At 74.3% G+C, this 24,514-nt stretch carries 21 protein-coding genes; 8 read left to right on the top strand and 13 right to left on the bottom strand.

Annotated elements, in window-relative coordinates:
• From IE274_RS01040 to IE274_RS01020, 5 genes are all read right to left on the bottom strand, one after another.
• The gene (locus IE274_RS01040; protein ID WP_190113609.1) at positions 1-954 is read right to left on the bottom strand and encodes an oxidoreductase; all 954 of its coding nucleotides are present in this window, start codon (positions 952-954) and stop codon (positions 1-3) included.
• Between the two features lie 172 nt (positions 955-1,126).
• On the bottom strand, positions 1,127-1,906 hold the full coding sequence (locus IE274_RS01035; protein ID WP_190114068.1) for an SDR family NAD(P)-dependent oxidoreductase: 780 nt from the start codon (positions 1,904-1,906) through the stop codon (positions 1,127-1,129).
• 65 nt (positions 1,907-1,971) lie between these two features.
• The gene (gene nirD, locus IE274_RS01030; RefSeq protein ID WP_190113608.1) at positions 1,972-2,385 is read right to left on the bottom strand and encodes a nitrite reductase small subunit NirD; all 414 of its coding nucleotides are present in this window, start codon (positions 2,383-2,385) and stop codon (positions 1,972-1,974) included.
• Entirely contained in the window at positions 2,382-5,018 is a 2,637-nt protein-coding gene (gene nirB, locus IE274_RS01025; RefSeq protein ID WP_190113607.1) for a nitrite reductase large subunit NirB, read from the bottom strand. Before nirB ends, nirD begins: the two co-directional genes overlap by 4 nt.
• Before the next feature lie 2 nt (positions 5,019-5,020).
• Positions 5,021-6,250 carry an NAD(P)/FAD-dependent oxidoreductase gene (locus tag IE274_RS01020; RefSeq protein ID WP_190113606.1) on the bottom strand — a complete coding sequence of 410 codons (1,230 nt, stop codon included), beginning with the start codon at positions 6,248-6,250 and terminating at the stop codon, positions 5,021-5,023.
• Between the two features lie 868 nt (positions 6,251-7,118).
• Between IE274_RS01020 and IE274_RS01015 the strand changes: the two genes are divergently transcribed.
• A complete protein-coding gene (locus IE274_RS01015) occupies positions 7,119-7,901 on the top strand; it encodes a sulfite exporter TauE/SafE family protein (protein ID WP_190113605.1) in 783 nt (260 codons plus the stop codon).
• 22 nt (positions 7,902-7,923) lie between these two features.
• Here the strand turns inward: IE274_RS01015 and IE274_RS01010 are convergent, their stop codons facing one another.
• The 4 genes from IE274_RS01010 to soxR form a co-directional block, all read right to left on the bottom strand.
• Positions 7,924-8,565 (bottom strand): class F sortase, encoded by a 642-nt coding sequence (locus tag IE274_RS01010; RefSeq protein ID WP_190113604.1) that lies wholly within the window; start codon positions 8,563-8,565, stop codon positions 7,924-7,926.
• 179 nt (positions 8,566-8,744) lie between these two features.
• Positions 8,745-9,305 (bottom strand): GVDTG sorting domain-containing protein, encoded by a 561-nt coding sequence (locus IE274_RS01005; RefSeq protein ID WP_190113603.1) that lies wholly within the window; start codon positions 9,303-9,305, stop codon positions 8,745-8,747.
• A 229-nt stretch (positions 9,306-9,534) separates the two neighbouring features.
• Complete coding sequence (locus IE274_RS01000) at positions 9,535-10,410, bottom strand: aminotransferase class IV (RefSeq protein WP_190113602.1); 876 nt, start codon at positions 10,408-10,410, stop codon at positions 9,535-9,537.
• Positions 10,411-10,577: 167 nt separating this feature from the next.
• A complete protein-coding gene (gene soxR, locus IE274_RS00995; RefSeq protein WP_190113601.1) occupies positions 10,578-11,036 on the bottom strand; it encodes a redox-sensitive transcriptional activator SoxR in 459 nt (152 codons plus the stop codon).
• Between the two features lie 63 nt (positions 11,037-11,099).
• Here soxR and IE274_RS00990 point away from each other — a divergent pair, with 63 nt between their 5' ends.
• On the top strand, positions 11,100-11,759 hold the full coding sequence (locus IE274_RS00990) for an NADPH-dependent FMN reductase (RefSeq protein ID WP_190113600.1): 660 nt from the start codon (positions 11,100-11,102) through the stop codon (positions 11,757-11,759).
• Positions 11,760-11,824: 65 nt separating this feature from the next.
• Here the strand turns inward: IE274_RS00990 and IE274_RS00985 are convergent, their stop codons facing one another.
• On the bottom strand, positions 11,825-13,174 hold the full coding sequence (locus IE274_RS00985) for a sensor histidine kinase (RefSeq protein ID WP_190113599.1): 1,350 nt from the start codon (positions 13,172-13,174) through the stop codon (positions 11,825-11,827).
• Positions 13,171-13,860, bottom strand: coding sequence for a hypothetical protein (locus tag IE274_RS00980; RefSeq protein ID WP_190113598.1), 690 nt, complete (start codon positions 13,858-13,860; stop codon positions 13,171-13,173). The genes IE274_RS00985 and IE274_RS00980 overlap by 4 nt, the downstream gene beginning before the upstream one ends.
• A 280-nt stretch (positions 13,861-14,140) precedes the next feature.
• Here IE274_RS00980 and cutA point away from each other — a divergent pair, with 280 nt between their 5' ends.
• Both cutA and IE274_RS00970 read left to right on the top strand, forming a co-directional pair.
• Positions 14,141-14,509 carry a divalent-cation tolerance protein CutA gene (gene cutA, locus IE274_RS00975; RefSeq protein WP_190113597.1) on the top strand — a complete coding sequence of 123 codons (369 nt, stop codon included), beginning with the start codon at positions 14,141-14,143 and terminating at the stop codon, positions 14,507-14,509.
• Positions 14,506-15,000: a gamma-glutamylcyclotransferase family protein gene (locus tag IE274_RS00970; protein WP_190113596.1), complete on the top strand. Its 495-nt coding sequence runs from the start codon at positions 14,506-14,508 to the stop codon at positions 14,998-15,000. The genes cutA and IE274_RS00970 overlap by 4 nt, the downstream gene beginning before the upstream one ends.
• A gap of 114 nt (positions 15,001-15,114) precedes the next feature.
• Here IE274_RS00970 and IE274_RS00965 read toward each other — a convergent pair whose 3' ends face one another.
• Both IE274_RS00965 and IE274_RS00960 read right to left on the bottom strand, forming a co-directional pair.
• On the bottom strand, positions 15,115-17,271 hold the full coding sequence (locus IE274_RS00965) for a molybdopterin oxidoreductase family protein (RefSeq protein WP_268255549.1): 2,157 nt from the start codon (positions 17,269-17,271) through the stop codon (positions 15,115-15,117).
• Between the two features lie 118 nt (positions 17,272-17,389).
• A complete protein-coding gene (locus IE274_RS00960; protein WP_190113595.1) occupies positions 17,390-17,692 on the bottom strand; it encodes a hypothetical protein in 303 nt (100 codons plus the stop codon).
• A 586-nt stretch (positions 17,693-18,278) separates the two neighbouring features.
• Here IE274_RS00960 and IE274_RS00955 point away from each other — a divergent pair.
• The 4 genes from IE274_RS00955 to dnaG all read left to right on the top strand — a co-directional run bounded on the left by IE274_RS00955 (position 18,279) and on the right by dnaG (position 24,326).
• Positions 18,279-19,415, top strand: a complete 1,137-nt coding sequence (locus IE274_RS00955) for a sirohydrochlorin chelatase (RefSeq protein WP_190113594.1) — start codon at positions 18,279-18,281, stop codon at positions 19,413-19,415.
• Positions 19,416-19,522: 107 nt separating this feature from the next.
• On the top strand, positions 19,523-20,848 hold the full coding sequence (locus tag IE274_RS00950; RefSeq protein WP_190113593.1) for a deoxyguanosinetriphosphate triphosphohydrolase: 1,326 nt from the start codon (positions 19,523-19,525) through the stop codon (positions 20,846-20,848).
• A gap of 178 nt (positions 20,849-21,026) precedes the next feature.
• Positions 21,027-22,289, top strand: a complete 1,263-nt coding sequence (locus tag IE274_RS00945; protein ID WP_190113592.1) for an NAD(P)/FAD-dependent oxidoreductase — start codon at positions 21,027-21,029, stop codon at positions 22,287-22,289.
• 132 nt (positions 22,290-22,421) lie between these two features.
• Complete coding sequence (gene dnaG, locus IE274_RS00940) at positions 22,422-24,326, top strand: DNA primase (protein WP_190113591.1); 1,905 nt, start codon at positions 22,422-22,424, stop codon at positions 24,324-24,326.
• The last annotated feature ends 188 nt before the right edge of the window (positions 24,327-24,514 follow it).

Below are 24,514 nucleotides of genomic sequence, written 5' to 3'. Positions count from 1 at the left end.
TCAGGCCTTCAGCGCCGTGTACGTCACGCCTGTCAGCGACTCCGACGCCGCCCACAGGCGCTCGCCCGCCACGTCGCCGCGGGTCCACCCGGCCCGCGGAGACCGTGCGGGGGCGCCGCGCCAGGCGAGGAGGCGCGGCCCTGTGAAGGAGTCCGGCCGCACCCCGGGCGCCGTGGCCGCGTACAGCGTGGGCAGGGCGCCGGTCTCCGGGGACTGGCCGACGAGGCGGTTGACGACCGCCATGGACAGCTCCATGGCCCGGCGGCCCGCCATGCGGGGCCCGGCCGCCTGGAGGTTCGTCGCGGCGTAGCCGGGGTGCGCGGCGGCCGCGACGACATCGGCGCCGGTGTCGGCGAGGCGCCGCGCCAGCTCGTGGACGAAGAGCAGGTTGGCGGACTTGGAGCGGGCGTAGGCGGGCCAACGGCGGTAGCGCAGCTCGCTGTTGAGGTCCGCGATGTCGATGTTGGCGAACAGGTGGGCCATGCTGGAGACGGTGACGACGCGGGCGCCGGGCGTGGCGAGGAGCTGCGGCAGGAGCAGCCCGGTGAGCGCGAAGTGCCCGAGGTGGTTCACGCCGAACTGCGTCTCGAAGCCGTCCGTCGTCCGCCGGTAGGGCAGGGCCATCACGCCCGCGTTGTTGACCAGCAGGTCGAGCCGCCCGCCGCGCTCCCGCTCGTACCGGTCGGCGAACTCCCGTACGGAGGAGAGGTCCCCGAGATCGAGCGGGCGGAACTCGGCGTCGGCGGCGGGCACTTCGTCCGTCAGTCGCCGCAGGGCCTCGGCGCCGCGCTCCGCACTGCGGCAGGCGAGGACCACCCGGGCGCCGCGCCGGGCCAGCTCGCGCGCCGTGACGTACCCGAGTCCACTGTTGGCCCCGGTGACCACGGCGACGCGTCCGCCCTGGTCGGGGATGTCGCGCGCGGTCCACTTCCTCGTACGCCCGCTCACCGTCATGCCGGTGAGCGTACGCCTGTATGTGTGGGCGGTGAGGGGGGTGACTGTGCGGGGGTGGTGAGGGTGGGCGGGGCCGGGCCCGGCCTTGTGGTGACGGCGGGGCTCGCGGACGCCGGGGCCGGGCCCGGCCTCGCGGTGAACCGGGTCCGGGCCCGCCGCGACGGCGCCCCGGTCAGGCCGCCGCGCCCCCGTCCACCACCAAGTCCGCGCCCACCACCGAGCCCGCGTCGTCCGACGCCAGGTAGAGGACGGCTGCCGCGATCTCCGTGGTGTCCGAGACCCGGCCGAGGGGGGACTCGGACCGCATGCGGGTGGCGCGGTCGGTGGCGGTCTCGCCGGGGCGCAGGGACATGGCGGTGGCCGCGGGGCCGGGGCTGACGGCGTTGATGCGGATGCCGTCCTGGATGTGGTCGAGGGCGGCGCCACGGGTGAGGGCGGAGACGGCGGCCTTCGCGGCGACGTAGCCGGCGATGCCCGGGCGGCGCTTGTGGGCGCCCAGGTTGGAGGCGATGTTCACGATCGCGCCGCCGCCGTCCTGCGTACGCATCTGGCGGACCTCGGCCCGCAGGGCCAGGAACACGCCGGTGACGTTGGTGTCGAGCAGCGTCCGCCAGTCGTCCTCGGGGAGGTCGGCCACGGGTGCGCCGCCGCGGAAGACGCCCGCGTTGTTCACGGCCACGTCGAGGGCGCCGAAGCGGTCGACGGCCGCGCGGACCGCGGCCTCGACGTCGGCGGCGCGCGTCACGTCCGCAGGGTGCGCCAGGGCCGTGCCGCCCGCCTCCTCGACCAGTGCCACCGTCTCCTTGAGCGGGCCCTCGGAGCGGCCGGTGACGACGACGTTCGCGCCCTCGGCGGCGAACGCGAGGGCGATGGCGCGGCCGAGGCCGGAGCCGCCGCCGGTGACGAGGGCGGTGCGGCCGGTGAAACGGGTGCGGGCGACGGCGGCGGGCATGCGGGACTCCTGGGTGTCGGTGATCGCCCGGCCCACGCGTCAGTATTGGACCGAGCGATCTAATACTAGGCTCCGACCCGCACCGCGTACACCCCCACCCCCGCCTCGGCCGCCTCGTCGTCCAGGCACCGCCCCGTCTCCAGGTCGAAGCGCTGCTTCAGGAGCGGCGACGCCACGAACGGGCGACCGTCCGCCGAGCCGACCAGGCCCCGCGACAGCACCGCCGCGCCGGAGAAGGGGTCGCGGTTGTCGATGGCGTACAGCCGCCCGGCCCGGTCCAGGAACACCGCCGCCTGCCGCCGCCCGTCCGGGAGCAGCACGGCGACGCCCCGGCCGGGGGTGAGGCGGGCGGTGGAGCACACCGTCAACCAGACGCCGTCCAGGTGCAGTTGCACGCTCGCGTCCGCCGCCAGGGGCGGGGTGGGTGCGCCGGTGGGGTCCGCCGCCGTGGTCGTCTCGCGCACCGTTGCTGTCGTCATCGCGTGGAGGCTCCTTCCAGGTCGAGGTCCAGGTTCAGGTCGCTGTCGGGCTCCGGGGCGAGGGCGGTGTCACGGCCCCCGGCCGACGGCGGCCGCAGCGTCAGCAGCGGCAGGTCCGGCTTGATCTGCCCGCGCTCGGGCACGAACGCCACCAGCGGGTCCGGTGCCTCGGGCGCGTTCACGAACGACACGAACCGGGCCAGGCGGTCCGGATCGGCCAGGGTCTCGGCCCACTCGTCGCGGTAGTGCGTGACGTGGTCGGCCATCAGCGCCTCCAACTCGGCGCAGATCCCCAGCGAGTCGTCCACCACCACATCCCGTACGTGGTCCAGGCCGCCGTCGATCCGTTCCAGCCACGCCGACGTGCGCTCCAGTCGGTCGGCGGTGCGGATGTAGAACATCAGGAACCGGTCGATGAGCCGCACCAGTCCGGCGTCGTCCAGGTCCTGGGCGAGCAGGTCCGCGTGGCGCGGGGTGGCGCCGCCGTTGCCGCCGACGTACAGGTTCCAGCCGCCGGCCGTGGCGATCACCCCGAAGTCCTTGGAACGGGCCTCCGCGCACTCGCGGGCGCAGCCCGACACCGCCGACTTCAGCTTGTGCGGGGCGCGCAGCCCCCGGTAGCGCAGCTCCAGGTCGATCGCCATCCGCACCGAGTCCTGCACGCCGTAGCGGCACCAGGTCTGCCCGACGCACGACTTCACGGTGCGCAGCGCCTTGCCGTATGCGTGCCCCGACTCGAAACCCGCCTCCACCAGGCGTGCCCAGATCGGCGGGAGCTGCTCGACCCGCGCGCCGAACAGGTCGATGCGCTGACCGCCGGTGATCTTCGTGTAGAGCCCGAACTCCCGGGCCACCTCGCCGATCACGATGAGCTTGTCCGGGGTGATCTCGCCGCCCGGGATGCGCGGCACCACCGAATAGGAGCCGTTCTTCTGGAGGTTGGCGAGGAAGTGGTCGTTGGTGTCCTGCAGCGCGGCCTGCTCGCCGTCCAGGACGTAGCCGTCGGCGCCGATCGCCGGGGCGAGGGAGGCGATGACCGAGGCGACGGCGGGCTTGCAGGTCTCGCAGCCCTCGCCGCCGCGCGCCCCCTCGCGGCCGTGCCGGTCGAGCAGGTCCTGGAAGGAGGTGACACGCAGGGTGCGGACGATCTCGTACAGCTCCTGGCGGGTCTGGCCGAAGCAGCCGCACAGGCCCTGATCACCGGACTGCGGCAGGAGCTGGCCGATGAGCTTCACGCAACTGCCGCAGCCCGTACCGGCCTTGGTGCACTTCTTCACCTCGGGCAGCGTCGCGCACGCCTGCACGGCGGCCTTCGTCACGTTGTGGCAGTTGCACACCACGGCGTCGCTCGGCAGCGCCTCCGGGCCGAGCGCGGGCGCCGCGCCCGCGCCCGCGGGCAGCACCAACTGCTCGGCGGGCACCGGCGGTACGGACCCGGTCAGGGCGCGCAAGGTCCCGTACGACTCCGTGTCACCGACCAGCACCCCACCGAGGAGCGTGCCGTCCGCGCCCACGACCAGCTTCTTGTACGTCCCCGCCCGCGAGTCGGCGTACGCGACGTCGAGGCAGCCCGCCGCCGTCCCGTGCGCGTCGCCGAACGACGCCACGTCCACCCCGAGCAGCTTCAGCTTGGTGGACATGTCGGCGCCGGTGAACGCGGCGTCACTCGTGTCGGACGCGAGGGCGGCGGCGGCCGTCTGCGCCATCTCGTAGCCCGGCGCGACCAGGCCGTACACCCGGCCGTCCACCGCCTGCGCGCACTCGCCGATCGCGTACACCGCCGGATCGCTCGTACGGCACCGCTCGTCGACGGTGATGCCGCCGCGCTCACCCACCACCAGGCCGCAGTCCCGCGCCAGTTGGTCGCGGGGCCGCACACCCGCCGAGAACACCACCAGGCCGACGTCCAGTTCGGAGCCGTCCGACAGGCGCATCGCGCGCACCGCGCCCGCCCCGTCGGTCAGGACCTCCTGCGTGCCCGTGCCCGTGTGCACGGCGAGCCCCCGGCCGGTCAGCGTGCGCAGGAGCGCCGCCCCGCCGCCTTCGTCGACCTGCGCGGGCATCAGGCGCGGGGCGAACTCCACGATGTGCGTGGCGAGTCCGAGCCCCTGCAGGGCGCCCGCCGCCTCCAGGCCGAGCAGCCCGCCGCCGACCACCGCGCCCGTCGTGGCGCCCGCCTTCGCGTACGCCTCGATGGCGAGGACGTCCTCGATGGTCCGGTAGACGAAGCAGCCCGCCGCGTCCCTGCCCGGCACCGGCGGCACGAACGGTACCGAGCCGGTGGCCAGGACGAGGACGTCGTAGCCGAAGACGCGCCCCGAGCGCGCGGTGACGGTCCGCGCCGCCCGGTCGACGTGCTCGGCCGGGTCGCCGAGCCGCAGCTCGATGCCGTGCCGCTCCATGAACCCGCCCTCGGTGACGGACAGTTCGTCCGGAGTGCGGCCCGAGAAGTACGAGGTGAGCTGGACGCGGTCGTACGCCGGACGCGGCTCCTCGCACAGCACGACGATGTGGTGCGTGCCGGTCAGGCCGCACTCGGCGAGGGCTTCGAGGAAGCGCTGGCCGACCATGCCGTGCCCGACCAGGACGAGCTTCTTCTTCGCTTGCGGCGGGTGGGTCGAGGTCGCGTCCATGATCAGTGGCCTCCGTCGTGAGTGAGCAGATGCAGCAGCGGGCTGCCGTCGTCGGGCAGGGTTTCGTCGGCCTCCCAGGCCCGGGCGAGCGCGCCCACGGCCGTCAGCTCGCCGAGGAGCACCCCGCCGACGAGCCGGTCGCCGCGCACGACGACCTTGCGGTACGTGCCCCGGGTGGCGTCCGTGAGGCGCACCACGTCGTCGTCCGGACGGGTCTCCGGATCACCGAACGCCGCTACGTCCAGGGGGTGTTCGGGGTGTGGCAGGGTCAGCCGGGTCAGGGAGCGGGTGCCGACGTACGGGCGGGCCGACTCCGGGGCGGTCAGGGCGGCGGCGAGGGCGTCCGCCTGGTCGAGGGCGGGCGCCGCCAGGCAGGGGGCCGCGCCCGCGTGCTCGGCGCAGTCGCCGACGGCGTACACGTGCGGGTCGCTGGTACGCAGCCCGTCGTCCACGACGATGCCGCGCCGCACGTCCAGGCCCGCCGCCGTGGCGAGGCCGGTGCGAGGGCGGACGCCGCAGGCGAGGACGGTCAGATCGGTGCCGAGCACGTAGCCGTCGGCGAGCTCCACCGAGCGGACGGCGCCGTCCACCTGCCGTACGCCGCGCACCCGGCACTCCGTGTGCACCTCCACGCCCAGCGCCGTCAGATGGCGGCGCACCAGCTCCGAGGCGTCCGGGTCGAGCTGCCGCTCCATCAGCCGGTCGCCCTGCTGCGCCAGGACCACCCGCACCCCCCGGTCCGCGAGGGCCCGCGCCGCGCACACCCCGAGCAGGCCGCCGCCCACGACGACCGCCCGCGCGCCCGGCCGGGACGCGCCGGACAGCGCCAGGCAGTCCGCCATCGTCCGGAACGCGTGCACGCCGCCCGGCAGTTCCCTCGCGCCCGGCGCGAACAGGCCGCGCAGCGGCGGAAGCACCGGGTTCGCGCCGGTGGCAAGCACCAGACTCTCGTACGCCACCCGCGTCCCGTCCTCGCACAGCACCACCCGCTCCGCCCGGTCCAGGCGCACGGCCCGCGTCCGCAGGTACCGCCCCGGCGCGGGCTCCGGCAGCGCGATCACCTCCGGCCCGTACCGGCCCGCGAGCACCTCCGTGAGCAGCACCCGGTTGTACGGCGCGTGCGGCTCCTCGCCGATCAACAGCGCGTCCGGGCCCAGCCGTGCGGCGAGCCTGGCCCCGGCCAGCCCGGCACCGAGCACCACCACACGTGGGTACGGGCTCCTCTTGGTCATGTCCCGCAGCGTGCTGCCTGGACGTTTCCCGCCGAGTACCGATCTGTTTCCCGCGTCGAACGGGGGGCTCAGCGGGGTGGGGGGAGGGGCTGTGAGGGCACGCCGGGCTCCGCCTCCAGCCCGGACGACACCCACCGCTACCGCGGCGGGTTCCCCACCCACCCCCCGCGTTCACCGCCGGACGCGGGGTGCCCCCGGGGGCTGGGGTTGCGATGGCTCCTTCGCCTCGGTGGGTGGTGCCCACCGCTATCGCGGTGGGTGTCTCCCGCCCGCCCACCCGTTTGCTGTTGGACGCGGGGTGCCCCCGGGGGCTGGGGTTGCGATGGCTCCTTCGCCTCGGTGGGTGGTGCCCACCGCTATCGCGGCGGGTCTCTCCCGCCCACCCACCCGTTCGCCGTTGGACGTCGGGTGGGCCCCGAGGGCCGTCGTTGGCGCGGCCGGACCTCCCCCCCCGCCACCCACTCACCTGCTGCGCGCCGCCGTGCGGCCCGGGGTGGCTGTCGGGCTGTGGTTGGCGGGGCTTGACGGCGTTCAGGCTGGGACGACGGATACGGGTGGGCGGGTGGGACGGCTTCGCCGCGTAGCGGCGGAGGCGGTTGCAGCCCCGGCCCGCGCGTTTGGTGGCGTGGGCCCCCTGGTCGAGCGGCGAGGTCTGTCGGCGTTCAGGCTGGGACGGCGGCCACGGGTGGGCGGGTGGGGGAGTCCCGCCGCGCAGCGGCGGAGGCGGTTGCAGGCCCCGTCCAGCGGCGCAGCGGCGGAGACGGTTGCAGGCCCCGTCCAACGGCGCCCGAGGCGACAACCTCTGAAGATCCTCAAGTCTCCCCGGCATGCGTGGACGCCACACGCACCCCTCCATAAAGTCGCGATCATGCCCGACATACCGACGACCACGATCGTCGTCCTGTGCCTGGCCGCGCTCGCGGCGGGGTGGATCGACGCCGTGGTGGGCGGCGGCGGACTCCTGCTGCTGCCGGCGTTGCTGCTGGGGCTGCCGGGGTCGACCCCGGCGGCGACGGCGCTGGGGACGAACAAGGCGGTGGCGATCGTGGGGACGACGGGCGCCGCCGTGACGTACGTACGCAAGGCGCCGATCGATGTGCGTACGGCGGTGCGGATAGGGCTCGCGGCGCTCGCCGGTTCCATGGGCGGAGCCTTCTTCGCCGCCGGGATGAGCACCGACGTGCTCAAGCCGGTCATCATGGCCGTCCTCGTCGGCGTCGGCGCCTTCGTCATCTTCCGGCCGGACTTCGGCACGGCCCCCGCGACCGGCCCGCTGCCGCCGCGCCGCGTCCTCGCCGCCATCGGCCTCGCGGGCGTCGGCATCGGCTTCTACGACGGCCTCATCGGCCCCGGCACCGGCACCTTCCTCGTGCTCGCCCTGACCGCCGTGCTCCGGTTCGACCTGGTCACCGCGTCCGCGAACGCGAAGATCGTCAACTGCTGCACCAACGCGGGCGCCCTCGGCATGTTCGCCTGGCAGGGCGCCGTGCTCTGGCAGCTCGCCGCCGTCATGGCCGTCTTCAACCTCGCGGGCGGCACCCTCGGCGCCCGTACCGCCCTGAAGAAGGGCAGCGGGTTCGTCCGGATCGTGCTCCTGACGACCGTCGTCGCACTCGTGGCGAAGATGGCGTACGAGCAGTGGGTGGCGTGAGCCGGAAAGGCCCGCGGCGGGCTCAGCGGGTGCCCGTCAGGTGGGCGAAGACCACCACGTTGCCCAGGTAGCCCGTCTTCTTCGAGTACGCCCCGCCGCAGGTGATCACCCGCAGTTCGGGCCGCGCCGCCGCCCCGTACACCTTCTCGTCGGGGAAGCCCTTCGCGTCGTACACCTCCACGGCGTACACCGTGAACAGCGCGACCCCGCCGTCCCGCCGCTCCACCTCGACGACCCGGCCCTTCGCCAGGCCGCCCAGGCGGTAGAAGACCGCCGGGCCCTCCGCGTTGTCGACGTGCCCGGCCACGACCGCCGTGCCGCGTTCGCCCGGCGTGGTGCCCGCCTCGTACCAGCCGGCGAGGTTCCGGTGGCGCGACGGCGGTACGTCGAGGCTGCCCTGGCGGTTCAGGCCGAGCCCCATGAGGGGGGCGTCCACGCCGATCGCCGGGATGCGGATCCGGTCGGGCGGCGACGGCGGGAGCGGGGCGGCGGCAGGTCCGGCCCGGGTGGTGCCGGGCGTCGCCGCCTGCTCGGCGGACGGCTGCGGGGGCGGGTGTGAGGCGGTGCCCTCGCGCACCAGCCAGGCGCCGCCGCACAGGGCGAGCGCGGTGGCCACCGCTATCAGCCAGGTGCCGAACCTGCCTCGCCGCCGCGTCCGCCGCATGGCTCGCCCCCTCGGGGAAGGGTAGGGAAGTTCTCGGTGCAGGGCCCGCGACGCGGGGTGCGGGGCCCGCGACCTGGGATACAGATGGCGTTCCCGCCTCCCCCTGCCGGTCACGAGGGACGTGCGCCCGGCAGGGGAGAGGGGGAACGGCGGTACCCGCGGACCGCGGAGGGGGTCCGTCAGATCCTGTCGCCTCTCGCCCGGCGATGCAGGAGCCAGGTACCGCCCGCGGCGGCGACGGCGAGAACCGCCACGCCCGCCGCGGTCTTCACGGGGTCGGGGCCAAGCGCGCCGCCGACCCCCGTCTTCACGTGCCCCTTCGGATGCACCGGCACCGGAACGGGCTGCTCCGCGCGGGCGGACGCCGTGGACGTCAGCGTCACCGACAGGTCGCCCGCCACCTCCCGGCCGCCGGAACCGCCGCACCGCGCCACGATCTCGTACGTGCCCGGCTGCGCCGACGACGGCACCTTGAACCGCCCGGACGCCCCCTTGGCCCGCGCCCCCGGGGCCAGCGCGAAGGTGCCCGCGCCGACCGCGCTGGCGTCGCCCGTCGCGGTGCCGTCCACGCCGCACGCCGTGGTCCGTACCGTGACGGAGGTGCCGGGCGTGACGGTGGCCGGCGACACCTGCAGACCCCCCGCGGGCCCCGCGGCCGCCGCGGTCGCGGGGGCGGCGCACAGGCCCGCCGAGGTGACGGCGAGTGCGGCGGCGGTCGTCAGCTGGCGGGCTGTGCGCATGGGGCTTGCTCCTGTCGAGGCCTTCGTGCGGGACGCACCTCCGAGGTAAGTGGCACTCGGCCGCGTACGCCTGCTGAAGCCCCCTCAGAAACACTGCGCGGACCCGGCTCCTGACGCCCCGACGGAAACGTTCCAGCAGGTCACCACGCGTGTCACGGAAAGGATCCGAAGCCGTGGCGCGGCGCCGGTGAATGGGTGACCCGAGGTGGCGTCGACAGCTGAGCCCGGCTCAGATCACGTCCCAGGGCGCGGCCTCGTAGACCTCGGCCACGGTTCCCATCAGCTTCTCGTCCAGCGGCAGGTCCAGGTCGTCGACGCGGCTCACCGGGCTGACGCCCCAGGAGTTCATGACGAGGGCCGCGCGGTACGAAGGCAGGTCCCGCAGCCGTACCGGCGCGAGCCGCGTGGGCAGCCCCGCGTCCGCGAGCCCGGCCCGGAGGAGCCGCATGGTGATCCCGGCCAGGTGCGGGGCGTCGGGCCACACCAGCTCGCGCCCGTCGAAGAACGCCACGTTCGTGATCGCGCCCTCGCTGATCAGGCCGTCGTGCCCGGTGAGCAGCGCCTCGTCGTAGCCCGCGCGGCGCGCCTCCCGGCCGTGGTAGGCCTGCCCGAAGCCGCCGAGGTGCTTGATGTGCGCGACCGGCCGCACGTACGGCACGGACTTCAGGGCCTGCGCCCGGTCGGCCATCGTGACGGGCAACTCGGTGGGGGCCCGCACGGTGACCATGAGGGAGGGGGTGCCGCCGGGGGCGTGGACGTAGACGCGGACGGAGGCGTCGCCGATGAGGCCGGTGGTGCTCTCGGCCGAGCCGGTGGCGCTCCCTCCCTCCTGGTCACCGTCGCCGCTGCCGTCCCCGGCGAGCGCGTGCCGGATCAGCTCCCGGACCCGGTCCCCGTCGAGCCCCTGGTCGAAGAGTTCGCGGTTCGCGGCGTCCAGGCGGTCCAGGTGCAGCCCGAGGCCGCGGACCTTGCCGCCCCTGACCTGCATGGCGGTGAAGTGCCCGAAGCCGTCGAGGGCGCGGGCCCGCAGGGTGTCGGCGGTGCCGGGCAGGCCGTCGATCTCAAGCCGGGTGACGTCGGCGGTGGTGGGTGCTGGTGTGGTCATGGCCCCACCGTACGTGCGGAGTTCGCGGGCCCGGACGGCCGCCCGGCTGCCGCAGGCCCTGGTCAGGCGGGTCGGCCGGCCCCGCAGTCCGCCGCCCGCAGTCCGCCGCCCGCAGTCCCCCGTCCTCAGTCCCCCGTCCTCAGTCCCCCGTCCTCAGTCCCCCGTCCTCAGTCCTCCAGGAGGCGACGCGGCCCCGGCCCGTGCGCGGCCAGCTCGTCCCACGGGTTCGACAGGGCGCAGCGGTCCAGCGAGAGGCAGCCGCAGCCGATGCAGTCGCTCAGGTTGTCGCGCAGCCGCTGCAGGGTGCGGATGCGCTGGTCCAGGTCCGCGCGCCAGCACTCGGAGATGCGGGCCCAGTCCGCGCGGGTCGGCGTACGGTCCTCCGGCAGCAGCTTCAGCACGTCGCGGATGGTGGCCAGCGGGATGCCGAGCCGCTGCGAGGTGCGGATGAAGGCGACGCGGCGCAGCGTGTCCCGGCCGTAGCGGCGCTGGTTGCCGGTCGTACGGCGGCTGGAGATGAGCCCTTCGCGCTCGTAGAACCGCAGGGCGGAGGGCGCGACCCCGCTGCGCTCGGCGAGTTCACCGACGGTGGCTTCCTTGGCGTCCGGTGCGAGATGCGTCGTCATGCGGCCAGATTAGTCCCGGACACGGCTTGACCTGAACCAAGGTTTAACTAAGAAGCTCTCCGCATGAACACCACCACGGCCAAGGCCGTCTCCGAGTCCGCTTCCCCCGCCGCCTCCACCGACCCCGCCTTCGCGTCCTCGACCGGTACGCCGGTGAAGGTCGCCGTGATCGTCGGCAGCAACCGCGAGGGCCGCTTCGGCCCGGTCGTCGCCGAGTGGCTGCTCGGCCGGGTGCGCGGCCACGAGGGGTTCGAGGCGGACGTCGTCGACCTGGCGGAGGTCGACCTGCCCACGTCCCTGTCCTACCGCCCGTCCGCCGAGGTCATCGCCGAACTCGCCAAGGTCACACCGAAGTTGGCGGCGGCCGACGCGTTCATCGTCCTCACGCCCGAGTACAACCACTCCTACCCCGCGTCCCTGAAGAACGTCATCGACTGGCACCACGGCGAATGGCGGGCCAAGCCCGTCGCCCTCGTCTCCTACGGCGGCATCTCCGGCGGCCTGCGCGCGGTCGAGCACCTGCGCCAGGTCTTCGCCGAGCTGCACATGGTCACCGTCCGCGACACCGTCTCCTTCCACAACGCGGGCGCGCTCTTCGACGACGAGGGCGCCCACCGCGACCCGTCGGTTGCGGAGGCGGCGGCGAAGGGGATGCTGGACCAGCTGCACTGGTGGGCTTGGGCGCTGCGGTCGGCCAAGGAGGTGCGGTCGTACGGGAGTTGAGCGGTGCGTGGGCGTCGTCCCGGAGGCGGGCCGGGGCGGCCGGGGCGAAGGGCGGCCCGGCCCGCTCACGCCTCCGGCAGGTGGACCACCGCCACCGCGCCCCCGTCGTCCGCGTTGCCCAGCTCCACCCGCGCCCCGATGACCACCGCCTGGCCGAGGGCGATGGTCAGGCCGAGCCCGGTGCCCTGGCCGCGTTCGCGGGCGCCCGTCTGGAACCGCTGCGGGCCCTCGCGCAGCAGGTGCGCCGGGAAGCCGGGGCCGTGGTCGCGGACCGTCACCGTGGCCCCGTCGACGCACAGGTCGACGGGGCCACGGCCGTGCCGGCAGGCGTTGCCGACGAGGTTGGTCAGGATCCGCTCCAGGCGGCGCGCGTCGGTCCGTACGAGACGCTCGTCGACGCTGCTCAGCCGCACCCCGCGCCCCCTGAACTGCTCGGCGCAGCCCGCCCGTTGGACCATGCCCTGGACGAGGGTGCCGAGCGGATGGACGTCCAGGTCGGGCCGTTCCGCGTCCGCGTCGAGCCGGGCGACTTCGAGGAGGTCCTCGGTGAGGGTGCGCAGCGCCCCGACGCGGTCGCGGACCAGCTCGGTGGGGCGGCTCGGCGGCAGGAGTTCGGCGGCGGTGTGCAGCCCGGTCAGCGGCGTACGCAGTTCGTGGGCGACGTCCGCGGTGAACCGCTGCTCGGCCTCCAGGCGCCGCTGCAGCGTCGCCGCCATGGTGTCGACGGCGGTGGCGAGGTCGGCGACCTCGTTCCGGCCGTGCCGGAAACCCGGCGGCAGCGGATGCCCGATGCGGGCGTCCAGCTCGCCCTGGCTGATGCGGCGCGCGGTGGCCGCGGCGGTCCGCAGGTCGCGGCTGAGCCTGCTGGCGAGGGCGGCCCCGCCGAGCGCGGCCAGGGCCACGACGACGGCCCCCGACACGATCAGCTGCTGGTCGAACTCGGCCATCTCGTCGGCCTGTTCGCGCAGCGGAAGCCGCACCGACAGGACGTGGTCGCCGACCGGCCGCGCCGCCCACACCGACGGCTCGTCCGCGTCCATGTCCAGATACGTACTGCGCTGCCCGTCGAGCGCGGCGGCCCGCAGCGGCTCCGGCAGCCCGCGCGCGTCGACCGCCGCGTCCGTGTCGTCCTGCGGGACCTGCCCCGTCAGCTCGTACACCTGCCGTACCCGGACGAGCTGCGCCGTGGCCGCCGACCGCGCGCCCGCACACACCTGATCCAGACGCGCGTCGTGGATCAGCAGCCCGATGGCGACGGCGACGACCGCACAGCCCCCGGCGAGCAGGGCGGCGATCTTCCAGCGCAGGCCCAGGGCGTGCCAGCGGAGGGAGAGGGAGTGGCGGCGCGGGCCGCGGGCGGCGCGGGCGCGGCGCGGGGTGCGCACGAGGCGGGTGCGCGGGAAGCGGAGCCTCATGGGCGGGCTCCGGGGGATCCGGGGGATCCGGGGTCGGCGGGCGAGGGGGAGCTGCCGCCCTTGCCGCCGTAGCTCTTGACATCACTGACGGTGGACATCCGGGTGCCGTCCCAATGGAAGCGCACGGCCTGCTCGCCGCCCTCGGCGCAGGGGCTGCGTACGAGCAGGTCCTTGCCGACGGTCTCCACGGAGAGCCGCCGCCCGGCGGTGAACAGGACCGGATAGACCTTCCCGCGCTTTTCGAGATACACGACGAGCACGCTGCGCCCGCTCTCCACGTCGACGGCGACCAGCATCTCGGGCTTGCCGTCCCCGGTGAGGTCGGTGAGCACCGGCGGCCGGATGCCCGGCCGCCCCGGCTTCTTCACCAGCGGCCGGTCGGCGAGGGTACGCAGCCGGGTGTCCGCGCGCAGCAGCTCCCGTACGTCGGCCTTGGCGAGCCCGCCGGGCCCGAGCGCGCCGAGCCCCGCCAGCGGCTCGGGCGGCGGCTGCTGCGACGTGGGGTCCGCGCCGGGCGCCGACGACCCCGACCAGGCGGACCACAGCGGCTCGGGGCGCGGCTGCACCGAGACCGGCGGGGCGGGCTCGGTGGCGCCGAGGCCACTGGTGGCCCCGCACGCGGACAGCACGGCGACGGCCAGGGCGGCGAGGGGCACGCCGGGCGGGATGCGGAAGCGCAGGTTCATGGGGGGCCGGGGGAGTGGGGGTAGGGGGAGGCTGGGTGGCGTCCGGTCGGGGGGGGCACCGGGGGTCCGGCGGCTACCGGCCACCGGCCACCACTACGACTGTCGACGCTACGAAGGACGCATCACGGGAACCACGAGGTTGTGTAACAACAGCCACGAAAGTCGCTGAACGTCCGAAATCGGGACCTTGGACCTGGCCGGTAGCCTCCCCGATACCTGAGCCCTGAGCCCTGATACCTGAGCCCTGATACCTGAGCCTTGAGAAGAGGAAGCACCCCCCGTGACCGACCCCACCACCGCTCCGACCGCTCCGACCGCTCCGACGGTTCTGACGGTTCTGACGACGACCGATACCCCGGACAAGGCGGACGCGCTGGCGCGCGGTGCCGTGGAGGCGCGGGTGGCGGCCTGCGCGCAGATCAGCGGTCCGGTGACGTCGGTGTACCGCTGGGAGGGCGCGGTCGAGACGGCCCGGGAGTGGCAGGTGCTCCTGAAGACGACCGAGTCCCGCTACCCCGCTCTGGAGTCCTGGCTCCTGGCGGCGCACGACTACGACACCCCGGAGATCATCGCGACGCCCGTGACGCGGGGCGGCGCGGCGTACCTGGCGTGGGTGGCGGCGGAGACGTCCCCGGGAGCCCCGGCGTGACCCCGGGCGCCGACACCGAACACCTGCCGTTCTTCGTCTACGGCACCCTCCGCCCCGGCGAACGCAACCACGCGGCGCACCTCGGCGGCCGCGTCCTGACCCACACCCCGGCCCAGCTGCCGCACGCGCTCCTGTACGACGGCCCCGGCTACCCCTACGCGGTGGAGACCCCTGGGGGCGGCCCGGTCCACGGCGACCTGATCACACCGGCGCCGACGGCGTACGAGGCGGTCCGCGCGGCCCTGGACCGCCTGGAGGAGTACGCGCCGGGCGACCCGTACAGCCTGTACGAGCGGGTGGCGCGTGAGGTGCGGTGTGCGGACGGGGTGAGGAGGAGGGCGTGGGTGTATGTGGCGGGGGAGAGGCTGGCGGCGGGGTTGCGGGCGAGCGGGGTGCTTCTGCCGGAGGGCACCTGGCCTCCCGGCACCGGCACGTCCGGCTACGGCAGGTCCAGCCCGCACCGGCGACGATCCAGCCCGTCCGACGCTTGAGGACGAGGCGCGCAGCGCCGATCGGGGCCGGCCCGTCCCACCCGAGGGGGACACCCACCCCGGGGCCCAGGGGCGAAGCCCCGGTCTCGGGAAGGGGCGGGACCGGGGAACCCCTCAGACCCGCTCCACCCGCACCGCGCACACCTTGAACTCCGGCATCCCCGACACCGGATCCAACGCGGGATGGGTGAGCGTATTGGCCCGCCCTTCCCCCGGCCAGTGGAACGGCATGAACACGGTGTCAGGCCGAATCCCGGCGGTCACCCGCGCAGGCACGACCACCCGCCCCCGCCGCGAAACCACAGCCACCGCCTCCCCGTCGGCAACCCGCAACCGCGCGGCGAGCCGCGGGTGCACCTCGACGAACGCCCCCGGCGCGGCGGCGTTCAATTCCTCCACACGCCGAGTCTGCGCCCCGGACTGGTACTGCGAGAGCACCCGACCAGTGGTGAGCACGACGGGATACTCGGAGTCGGTCTCCTCGGCGGAGTCCCGATGCGCGACGGCCACGAACCGAGCCCGCCCGTCCTCGGTGGCGAACCGCTCCAGGAACAGCCGAGGCGTACCGCCGTGCGCGTCCGCACCCGCCGCCTCCCGCGGGCAGGGCCAGAACACCCCTTCCCCGTCCCCTTCCCGCAACCGCCCGTACGAGATCCCCGAGTAGTCCGCGATGCCACCCGCGCTGGCCCGCCGCAACTCCTCGAACACCTCCTCCGCCACCACCGGGAACTTCTCCCCGTGCCCGAGCCGGGCGGCGAGCCCGTGCAGCACCTCAAGGTCACTGCGCACGCCGTCCGGCGGGTCGACGGCGCGCCGCCGCAGCAGCACCCGCCCCTCAAGATTGGTGACGGTGCCCGTCTCCTCGGCCCACTGCGTGACGGGAAGCACGACGTCAGCGAGCCGAGCGGTCTCGGAAAGCACCACGTCCGCGACGGCCAGAAAGTCCAACGACCGTATCCGCTCCTCCACATGGGCGGCGCGCGGCGCCGACACGACGGGGTTGGACCCCATCAGGAGCAGCGACTTCACGTCCCGACCGAGGGCGTCGAGGAGTTCGTACGCGGACCGCCCGGGCCCGGGCAGCGCATCGGGATCCACTCCCCACACCCCGGCCACATGGGCCCGCGCCGCGGGATCGGTCAGCTTCCGGTACCCGGGCAACTGATCGGCCTTCTGCCCGTGTTCACGCCCGCCCTGTCCGTTCCCCTGCCCGGTCAGACACCCGTACCCGGACAGCGGCCGCCCGGGCCGTCCGGTGGCCAGGCACAGATTGATCCAGGCGCTGACGGTGTCGGTGCCCTTGGCCTGCTGCTCTGGCCCGCGCGCGGTGAGGACCATCGCGTGCTCGGCATCGCAGAACAGTCGTACGACGTCACGGAGTTGAGGCACGGGAACGCCCGTGACCCGCTCCACGTACTCGGGCCAATGCGCCATGGCGGCGGCCCGCGCCTCCTCCCACCCGGTCGTGCGCTCCTCGATGTACGCCTCATCGGTACGCCCCTCGGCCACCACGAGGTGCAACAGCCCGAGCGCGAGGGCGAGATCGGTGCCGGGGCGCGGGGCGAGGTGCAGGTCGGCCTGCTCGGCGGTCCGGGTACGCCGCGGATCGATGACGATCAACGTACCGCCGTTCTCCTTCAGTTCCGTCAGATACCGCAGGGCGGGCGGCATGGTCTCGGCGAGATTGGACCCGACGAGGATCACGCACCCGGTCCGGGCGACGTCGGCGAGCGGAAACGGCAACCCTCGGTCGAGCCCGAAGGCCCGCGTTCCGGCGGCAGCGGCGGACGACATGCAGAACCGCCCGTTGTAGTCGATCTGCGAGGTACCCAGCACGACCCGCGCGAACTTCCCCAGCGCATAGGCCTTCTCATTGGTGAGCCCACCCCCGCCGAACACCCCGCAGGCATCCGCCCCGTACTCCCCCCGAACCCGCGCGAGCCCCTCGGCCACCCGATCCAGCGCCTCTTCCCACCCGGCGGGCTCAAGCTCCCCACTGACGCGGGACCGCACCAGTGGCCCGGTCAACCGCACCCGCGAAGACAGCACAGCGGGCGCCGTGCGCCCCTTCCCGCACAACGCGCCCCCATTGACGGGGAACGCGGGCCGCTCGACGACTTCCACCCCCGCGCTCCCCTCGACGAGGCCCATGCCGCACTGGAGGGCGCAGTAGGGGCAGTGGGTGGGGGTGGGGGTGGGGGTGGCGGGGCCGCCGCCCGGCGCGGCGGGACCTGGTGTCGGCTCGGGCGGGGTCCGTTCGGGTGCGGCCATGGGGTGCATGCCCCCACCCTCGGCCGCACATGTTTCACGCCACGGGCCGGCGGGTTACGCGGGGGGTACGGCGACCTCCGGCCGGGGCGGGGGGTGGTGTGAGGGGGCTGCGCAGACCTCAGATGATGTGAACGCCCTGGCCGCCCGACACGTAACCGCTGGCCCCAGGCGCGACGACCTGGAGCTCCTTCAGATCCCGGCAGTGCGGGTCGGCGTACACGTAGGCGTCGACCCCGGTGTTGTTGACGACCAGGGCGTTGGGCGCGTTGCTGGGGTAGCAGCCGGGGCGCGGGTCGTTGTACGTGGTGCCGTTGATCGTCAGAGAACCGCCGGGCTCGGCGGCGACGACGGGCCCCGCGAACGGCAGCGTAAGGGCCACGGCGGTGGCAGCGGCATACATCAGTACAGAAGCGCGGGGCATGGCGGGTCCTTGTCTGGCGCCTGGACGAATCAGCCCCGGAGCCTAGCGGCCCGGCGCCGCACATCTCGTCCGTGTCGACCCCGCGCGGGTCCGCCTTCGGATTCGTCCACTCCTGTGGCCGATCACCGAATCCCCACTCCGGCCATGGTCCCGACACGGCGCCGCTGCCGCCTCGGGCCGGATGCAGCCGGCCCTAGCGGCTTTGGCCGGTGTCCTGTTCGGCTCGTACGCACGGGACCACGTCGACCAGCGCCTCACGGGCCGAGTCGGGCGGGGGCATCCCCGCAGGCGCGGAGACCACCGCCGCGACCTGCGCCTTCGCCGTGCCGCTATAGGGCTTCCGCGCACTCTGCGAGATACCGACATCCCAGTCGCATGCCTGCAAACCCTCCCCGGAGGTGGCAGTCACCCCTCCCACCGGCCAGGGCACAGCACCCGACCAACCCCAAGACCCCACCATCCCTACCAGCAGGCCAGCCCCGGCCCCCCGCACCTGACAACCCTCCACCCCCGCCCGTGAGCCCCCCGAAAACACTCGTCACGGCGACGCAACGGGACCGCAACCTGCCCCCGCCATCCTCGGTCCATGACGCCGTCGAACCCGCATCCGGACCCCACGGCCCTGCCGGACCCCACGGCTTCGCCGGACCCCATCGCCTCAGCGGACACCGTCGCCCCGCCGGACCCCACCACACCGCTCGACCCCACCACGCCGCTCGACCCCACCACGCCGCTCGACCCCACCACGCCGCTCGACCCCACCACGCCGCTCGACCCCACCACGCCGCTCGACACCACCGCCCAACTCATCACCCGCATCACCAGCGAGCTGGGCGCCTGCCTCGGGCGCGTCACCCTCAGGGGGTCCCGCCGAACGGACCCCGACCGCACCCCCGTCCCCACCTTTCCCGCCCCCGCGCCGCATGCCCCACCGCCCACCCCCGTCCCCGCTTCCCCTCCCGCCCTCGTCCTGGTGGCCCACGGCAGCCGCGACCCCCGCGCCCACCGCACGGTGACAGCGCTGCTCGACCTCGTCCGCTCGCTGCGCCCCGGTCTGGACGTGCGGCTCGGGCACATCGAGCTGAACGGGCCCGCCCTCGACGAGACGCTGCGCGGCCTCCCCGCCGACGGCCCCGGCGCCGTCCTCGTACCGCTCCTCCTCAGCCGCGGCTACCACGTCAAGCACGACATCCCCGCCGCAGCCGCCACCGCCGCCGCAGCCACCGCGGCCCTCGGGTCCGCCCGCCCCCTCCGCCTGGCCGCCCCTCTGGGCCCCCACCCCCTCCTCATCGAGGCCCTGCACACCCGCCTCACCGAAGCGGGCTGGCCCGTCGGGGCCGCGGTGGCGGGCCACGGTGTGGTCCTCGCCGCCGCGGGCTCCCGCGACCCGGACTCCGCCGTCGACACCCGCCGCGCCGCCGGTCTGCTGGCACGCCGCCTCGGCGTCCCCGTCGTGCCCGCGTACGCCGCACCGACCGAGCACACCCCGACGACCGTGCCCGCGGCCCTGCGCGCCCTCGCGGCGCGCGGGGTGCGGCACGCCGCCGTCGCCTCGTACTTCACCGCGCCCGGCCGCTTCGCCACCCAGGTCGCCGACGCCGCACCGTGGCTCGCCGCCGCCCCGCTCGGCGCGCACCCGGCCCTCGCCGCCCTGCTGCTGCACCGCTACGACCAGGCACGGTCGGCCGCTCCCGTGGCACACCGGCAACTGGCGTCCGCCTGACCCCGGCCCCCGGCCGCCCCCCGACCCGGCCCCCGGCCGCCCCCCGACCCGGCCCCCGCCGCCAGGCCCCCGCGCACCCCGCCCCCCACGCCGTCTACTGTCGGTGCATGGAAGGCACCGCACCGCACCCGCACACCGTTTTCTACGACGAGGCAGCTGTCGAGCGCTGGGCGCCCGAGCCCGACAAACGGCAGGGGCGTACGGACTTTCAGCGGGATCGGGCGCGGGTGCTGCATTCGGGCGCGCTGCGGCGGCTCGCGGGCAAGACGCAGGTCGTGACGCCCGGTGCCAAGAGCCAGGCGTGGGACGCCAGCGCGCGGACGCGGCTCACGCACTCGTTGGAGTGCGCGCAGGTCGGCCGGGAGCTGGGGGCGGCGCTCGGGTGCGACCCGGATCTGGTGGAGACCGCGTGCCTGTCGCACGACCTCGGGCACCCGCCGTTCGGGCACAACGGGGAGCAGGCGCTCAACGAAGTCGCGCAGGGGTGCGGGGGGTTCGAGGGGAACGCCCAGTCGCTGCGGCTGCTCACCCGGATCGAGCCGAAGCGGTTCATGCCGGGGGGAAGGGACGGTGAGCTGGTCAGCGTGGGGCTCAACCTCACGCGTGCCGCACTCGACGCCGCCACCAAGTACCCGTGGCCGCGCGGGTCCCATCCGACCGACCCGTCTTCGGTGAAGTTCGGGGTGTACGAGGACGACCGGCCGGTCTTCGACTGGGTGCGCAAGGAGGCTCCGGCCCATCCCGGCTCCGGGCACCGCACCTGCTTCGAGGCGCAGATCATGGACTGGTCGGACGACGTCGCGTACTCGGTGCACGACGTCGAGGACGGTCTGCACGCCGGGCACCTCGACCCGAACCTGCTGCACGCCGAGCCCGAACGGCAGGACGTCTTCGCCGTCGCCGTCGGACGGTACGTGGCGCAGGACACCGATCCCGAGGAGCTGGCCGAAGCCCTCGACCGGCTTCAGGAGCAGGAGTGGTGGCCGCACGGCTACGACGGGTCCGCCGTCGCCCAGGCCCGGCTCAAGGACGCCACCAGCCAGCTCATCGGGCGCTTCTGCCTCGCCGCGGAGAGCGCCACCCGGGAGCGGTACGGCACCGGTCCGCTCACCCGGTACGCCGCCGAACTCGTCGTCCCCCGCGCCACCCGCCTGGAGTGCGCGGTCCTCAAGGCCGTCGCTGACCGTTACGTGATGCAGCGCCCCGCCCAGGAGCGGCTCCGCGCCGATCAGCGCGTCGTCGTCGCCGAACTCGCCGCCGCCCTCACCGCCCGCGCCCCCGAGGGCCTCGACCCGCAGTTCCGCGCGCTGTACGACGCGGCGACCGACGACCGCGCGGCCCAGCGCGTCGTCATCGACCAGATCGCGTCCCTCACGGACGCCGCGGCACGGTCCCTGCACCTCCGGCTCACAGGCGGTCGTCCTAGGCAATGACCAGCGCAACCCATAGGTTGAGGAACCGAAACGGTGAGTAACCAGTTCCGCGAGAGCGGCGCCGGTTTAGGCGCAAAGGGGGCGTGACGGAAAGTGGCCAGGGGGCCGCGCACCCCCTTCCGTCCTCACGCTCCGTGCGGGACGCTCCCATGAGCTGAAGGTTTCGAGGAGGCATCAAGTGGTCGACGCGGATCAGACGTTCGTCATCGTCGGAGGGGGCCTCGCGGGCGCGAAAGCGGCCGAGACGCTCCGGGCCGAGGGCTTCACCGGCCGGGTGATCCTCATCGGCGACGAGCGCGACCACCCCTATGAACGGCCGCCGCTGTCCAAGGGCTACCTCCTCGGCAAGGAGGACCGCGACAGCGTCTTCGTGCACGAACCCGGGTGGTACGCGAGCTCCGACGTCGAGCTGCACCTGGGCCAGACCGTCGTCGCCATAGACCGCGCCGCGCACACCGTCCGCCTCGGCGACGGCGCCGTCATCCGCTACGACAAGCTGCTCCTCGCCACCGGCGCCGAGCCGCGCCGCCTGGACGTCCCCGGCACCGACCTCGCGGGCGTGCACCACCTGCGCCGCCTCGCGCACGCCGACCGGCTGCGGCACGTGCTGGCCGCGCTCGGCCGCGACAACGGCCATCTGGTGATCGCGGGCGCGGGCTGGATCGGCCTCGAAGTCGCCGCGGCCGCGCGGGAGTACGGCGCGGAGGTCACCGTCGTCGAGCCCGAGCCGTCGCCGCTGCACGCCGTCCTCGGCCCGGAGATCGGCCAGATGTTCGCCGACCTGCACGCCGAGCACGGCGTCCGCTTCCACTTCGGCGCCCGCCTCACCGAGATCACCGGCCAGGACGGCATGGTCCTCGCCGCCCGTACCGACGACGGCGAGGAGCACCCGGCGCACGACGTGCTCGCCGCCATCGGCGCCGCCCCGCGCACCGCGCTCGCCGAGTCCGCGGGCCTGGCCCTGGTGGACCGCTCGGAGGGCGGCGGCATCGCCGTCGACGCGTCCCTGCGCACCTCCGACCCCGACATCTACGCGGCCGGTGACGTGGCCGCCGTCCACCACGCCCTCTTCGACACCCGGCTGCGCGTCGAGCACTGGGCCAACGCCCTCAACGGCGGCCCGGCCGCCGCCCGCGCCATGCTCGGCCGCGACGTCACGTACGACCGCGTGCCGTACTTCTTCTCCGACCAGTACGACCTCGGCCTGGAGTACTCGGGCTGGGCGCCCCCGGGCTCGTACGACCAAGTGGTGATCCGCGGCGACGCGGCCAAGCGCGAGTTCATCGCGTTCTGGCTCCGCGAGGGCCAGGTGCTCGCGGGCATGAACGTGAATGTGTGGGACGTCACCGAGTCCGTTCAGGAGCTCATCCGCCGCGGCGCCCGCCCCGACCAGGAGGCCCTCTCCGACCCGTCCCGACCCCTCACGTCGCTTCTGGAGTGAGGCTGGAGTGACGCTGGAGTGAGGGGAAGAGCGACGAGTTTCGGCCAGTGTGACGGCCGGGGGCGAGGCCGCGGGCCGACCGCCGCCCACGGCGGCACCTGGAGTGTCGTCGCCTGGCCGTAGAATTCCCGCGTGGCTGGACGGATCAATGACGAGGACGTGAAGGCGGTTCGGGACGCGGTCCCGATCGACGCCGTCGTGTCCGAGTACCTCCAACTGCGCAACGCGGGCGGCGGCAACCTCAAGGGCCTCTGCCCCTTCCACGACGAGAAGTCGCCGTCGTTCCAGGTCAGCCCCAGCAAGGGCCTGTTCCACTGCTTCGGCTGCCAGGAGGGCGGCGACACCCTCACCTTCGTGATGAAGGTCGACCACCTGACCTTCTCCGAGGCGGTGGAGCGCCTCGCCGGCAAGGCGGGCATCACGCTGCGTTACGAGGAGGGCGGGTACAACCCGTCCCACCAGCGCGGCGAACGCATCCGCCTGATCGAGGCCCACAAGGCCGCCGCCGACTTCTACAGCGCCCAGCTGGAGTCCCCCGAAGCCGAGATCGGCCGCAAGTTCCTCGCCGAGCGCGGCTTCGACCAGGCCGCCGCCGCGCACTTCGGCGTGGGCTACAGCCCGGCGGGCTGGGACCACCTCACCCGCTTCCTGCGCGGCAAGGGCTTCACGGACAAGGAACTGATCCTCTCCGGGCTCTCCCAGGACGGCCGCCGCGGCCCCATCGACCGCTTCCGCGGCCGCCTGATGTGGCCGATCCGCGACATCGGCGGCGAGGTCGTCGGCTTCGGTGCCCGCAGGCTCCGCGACGACGACAACGGCCCGAAGTACCTGAACACGCCCGAGACCCCGGTCTACAAGAAGTCCCAGGTCCTGTACGGCATCGACCTCGCCAAGAAGGACATCGCCAAGGCCAGCCGCGCCGTCGTCGTCGAGGGCTACACCGACGTCATGGCCTGCCACCTCGCGGGCGTCACCACCGCCATCGCGACCTGCGGCACGGCCTTCGGCGGCGACCACATCAAGATCCTTCGGCGCCTGCTCATGGACAACGGCTCCGCCCGGGTGATCTTCACCTTCGACGGCGACGCGGCCGGCCAGAAGGCGGCCCTGCGCGCCTTTGAGGACGACCAGAAGTTCGCCGCCGAGACGTACATCGCCATCGCCCCCGACGGCATGGACCCCTGCGACCTGCGCCTCGCCAAGGGTGACGCGGCGGTCGCCGACCTCGTCCAGCCCCGCACCCCGCTGTTCGAGTTCGCGCTCCGCCAGATCGTCGCCCGGTACGACCTGGAGACCCCCGCGGGCCGTGCCGCCGCCCTGGACGAGGCCGCGCCCGTCGTCGCCCGCATCAAGAACACCGGCGCCCAGCACGAGGTCGCCGTGCAGCTCGCGGGCATGCTCGGCATCCTCGACACCCAGTTCGTCGTCAAGCGCGTCGCGCAGCTCGCCCGCTGGGCGCGCGACCGGGGCGGCAAGGGCCCCGTCCCGCAGCGCGGCGCCGCCCCGCAGGGACCCGCCCCGGCCGTCCGGCAGGGCCCCGCGGGCCCCGCCCTGAACCTGCGCAACCCGGTGTACGCCACGGAGCGCGAGCTCCTCAAGCTCGCCCTCCAGCACCCGAACCTGGTCTCCCCGGCCTTCGACGCGTACGGCGTCGACGAGTTCACCGCCGCGCCCTACGCCGCCGTGCGCCAGGCCATCCTCGACGCGGGCGGCGCCGAGTTCGGCATCCAGGACCCGCAGGACTATCTGGTCCGGGTCCGTGACGCCGCCCCCGACGACGCGGTGCGCGCCATGGTCACGGAGCTGGCCGTGGAGGCGATCATGCGCCGCACGGTGGACGAGATGTACGCGGGGGAGCAGCTCGTCCAGGTGCGGCTGCGTGCGGTGGACCGGCGGGTCCGTGACGTCCAGGGCACGTTCGCCCGGCTCGCGGGGAGCCACGGGGATCCGGAGCGGTTGTCCGCCGTGCAGAACGAGTTGTGGGTGCTGCAGCAGTACGGGCGTGCGCTGCGGGAGCAGGGCGCGGCGGCGCTCTAGCCCACCGGCCCGGTGGGCGGCTGTCGCCCCGCGGGCCCGTCCTCGAACTCCCCCGAGCTCTTGAAGAACAGGGGGGACCCCACGACGGGCCGCATGGCACGGCCAGGGCCGGATACCCGTCGGGTAACCACCTGGTCACGCACCGGACTCAAAAAGTCCCCGCACGCCCCTCGTGGCGGCCGTGTGTC

Origin of the sequence: Streptomyces flavofungini (assembly GCF_014650815.1) — a bacterium.
GTDB classification, from domain to species: Bacteria; Actinomycetota; Actinomycetes; order Streptomycetales; family Streptomycetaceae; genus Streptomyces; species Streptomyces flavofungini.
Note: the sequence above shows the minus strand (reverse complement) of the source record. Positions and strands in the feature narration are given on the sequence as shown.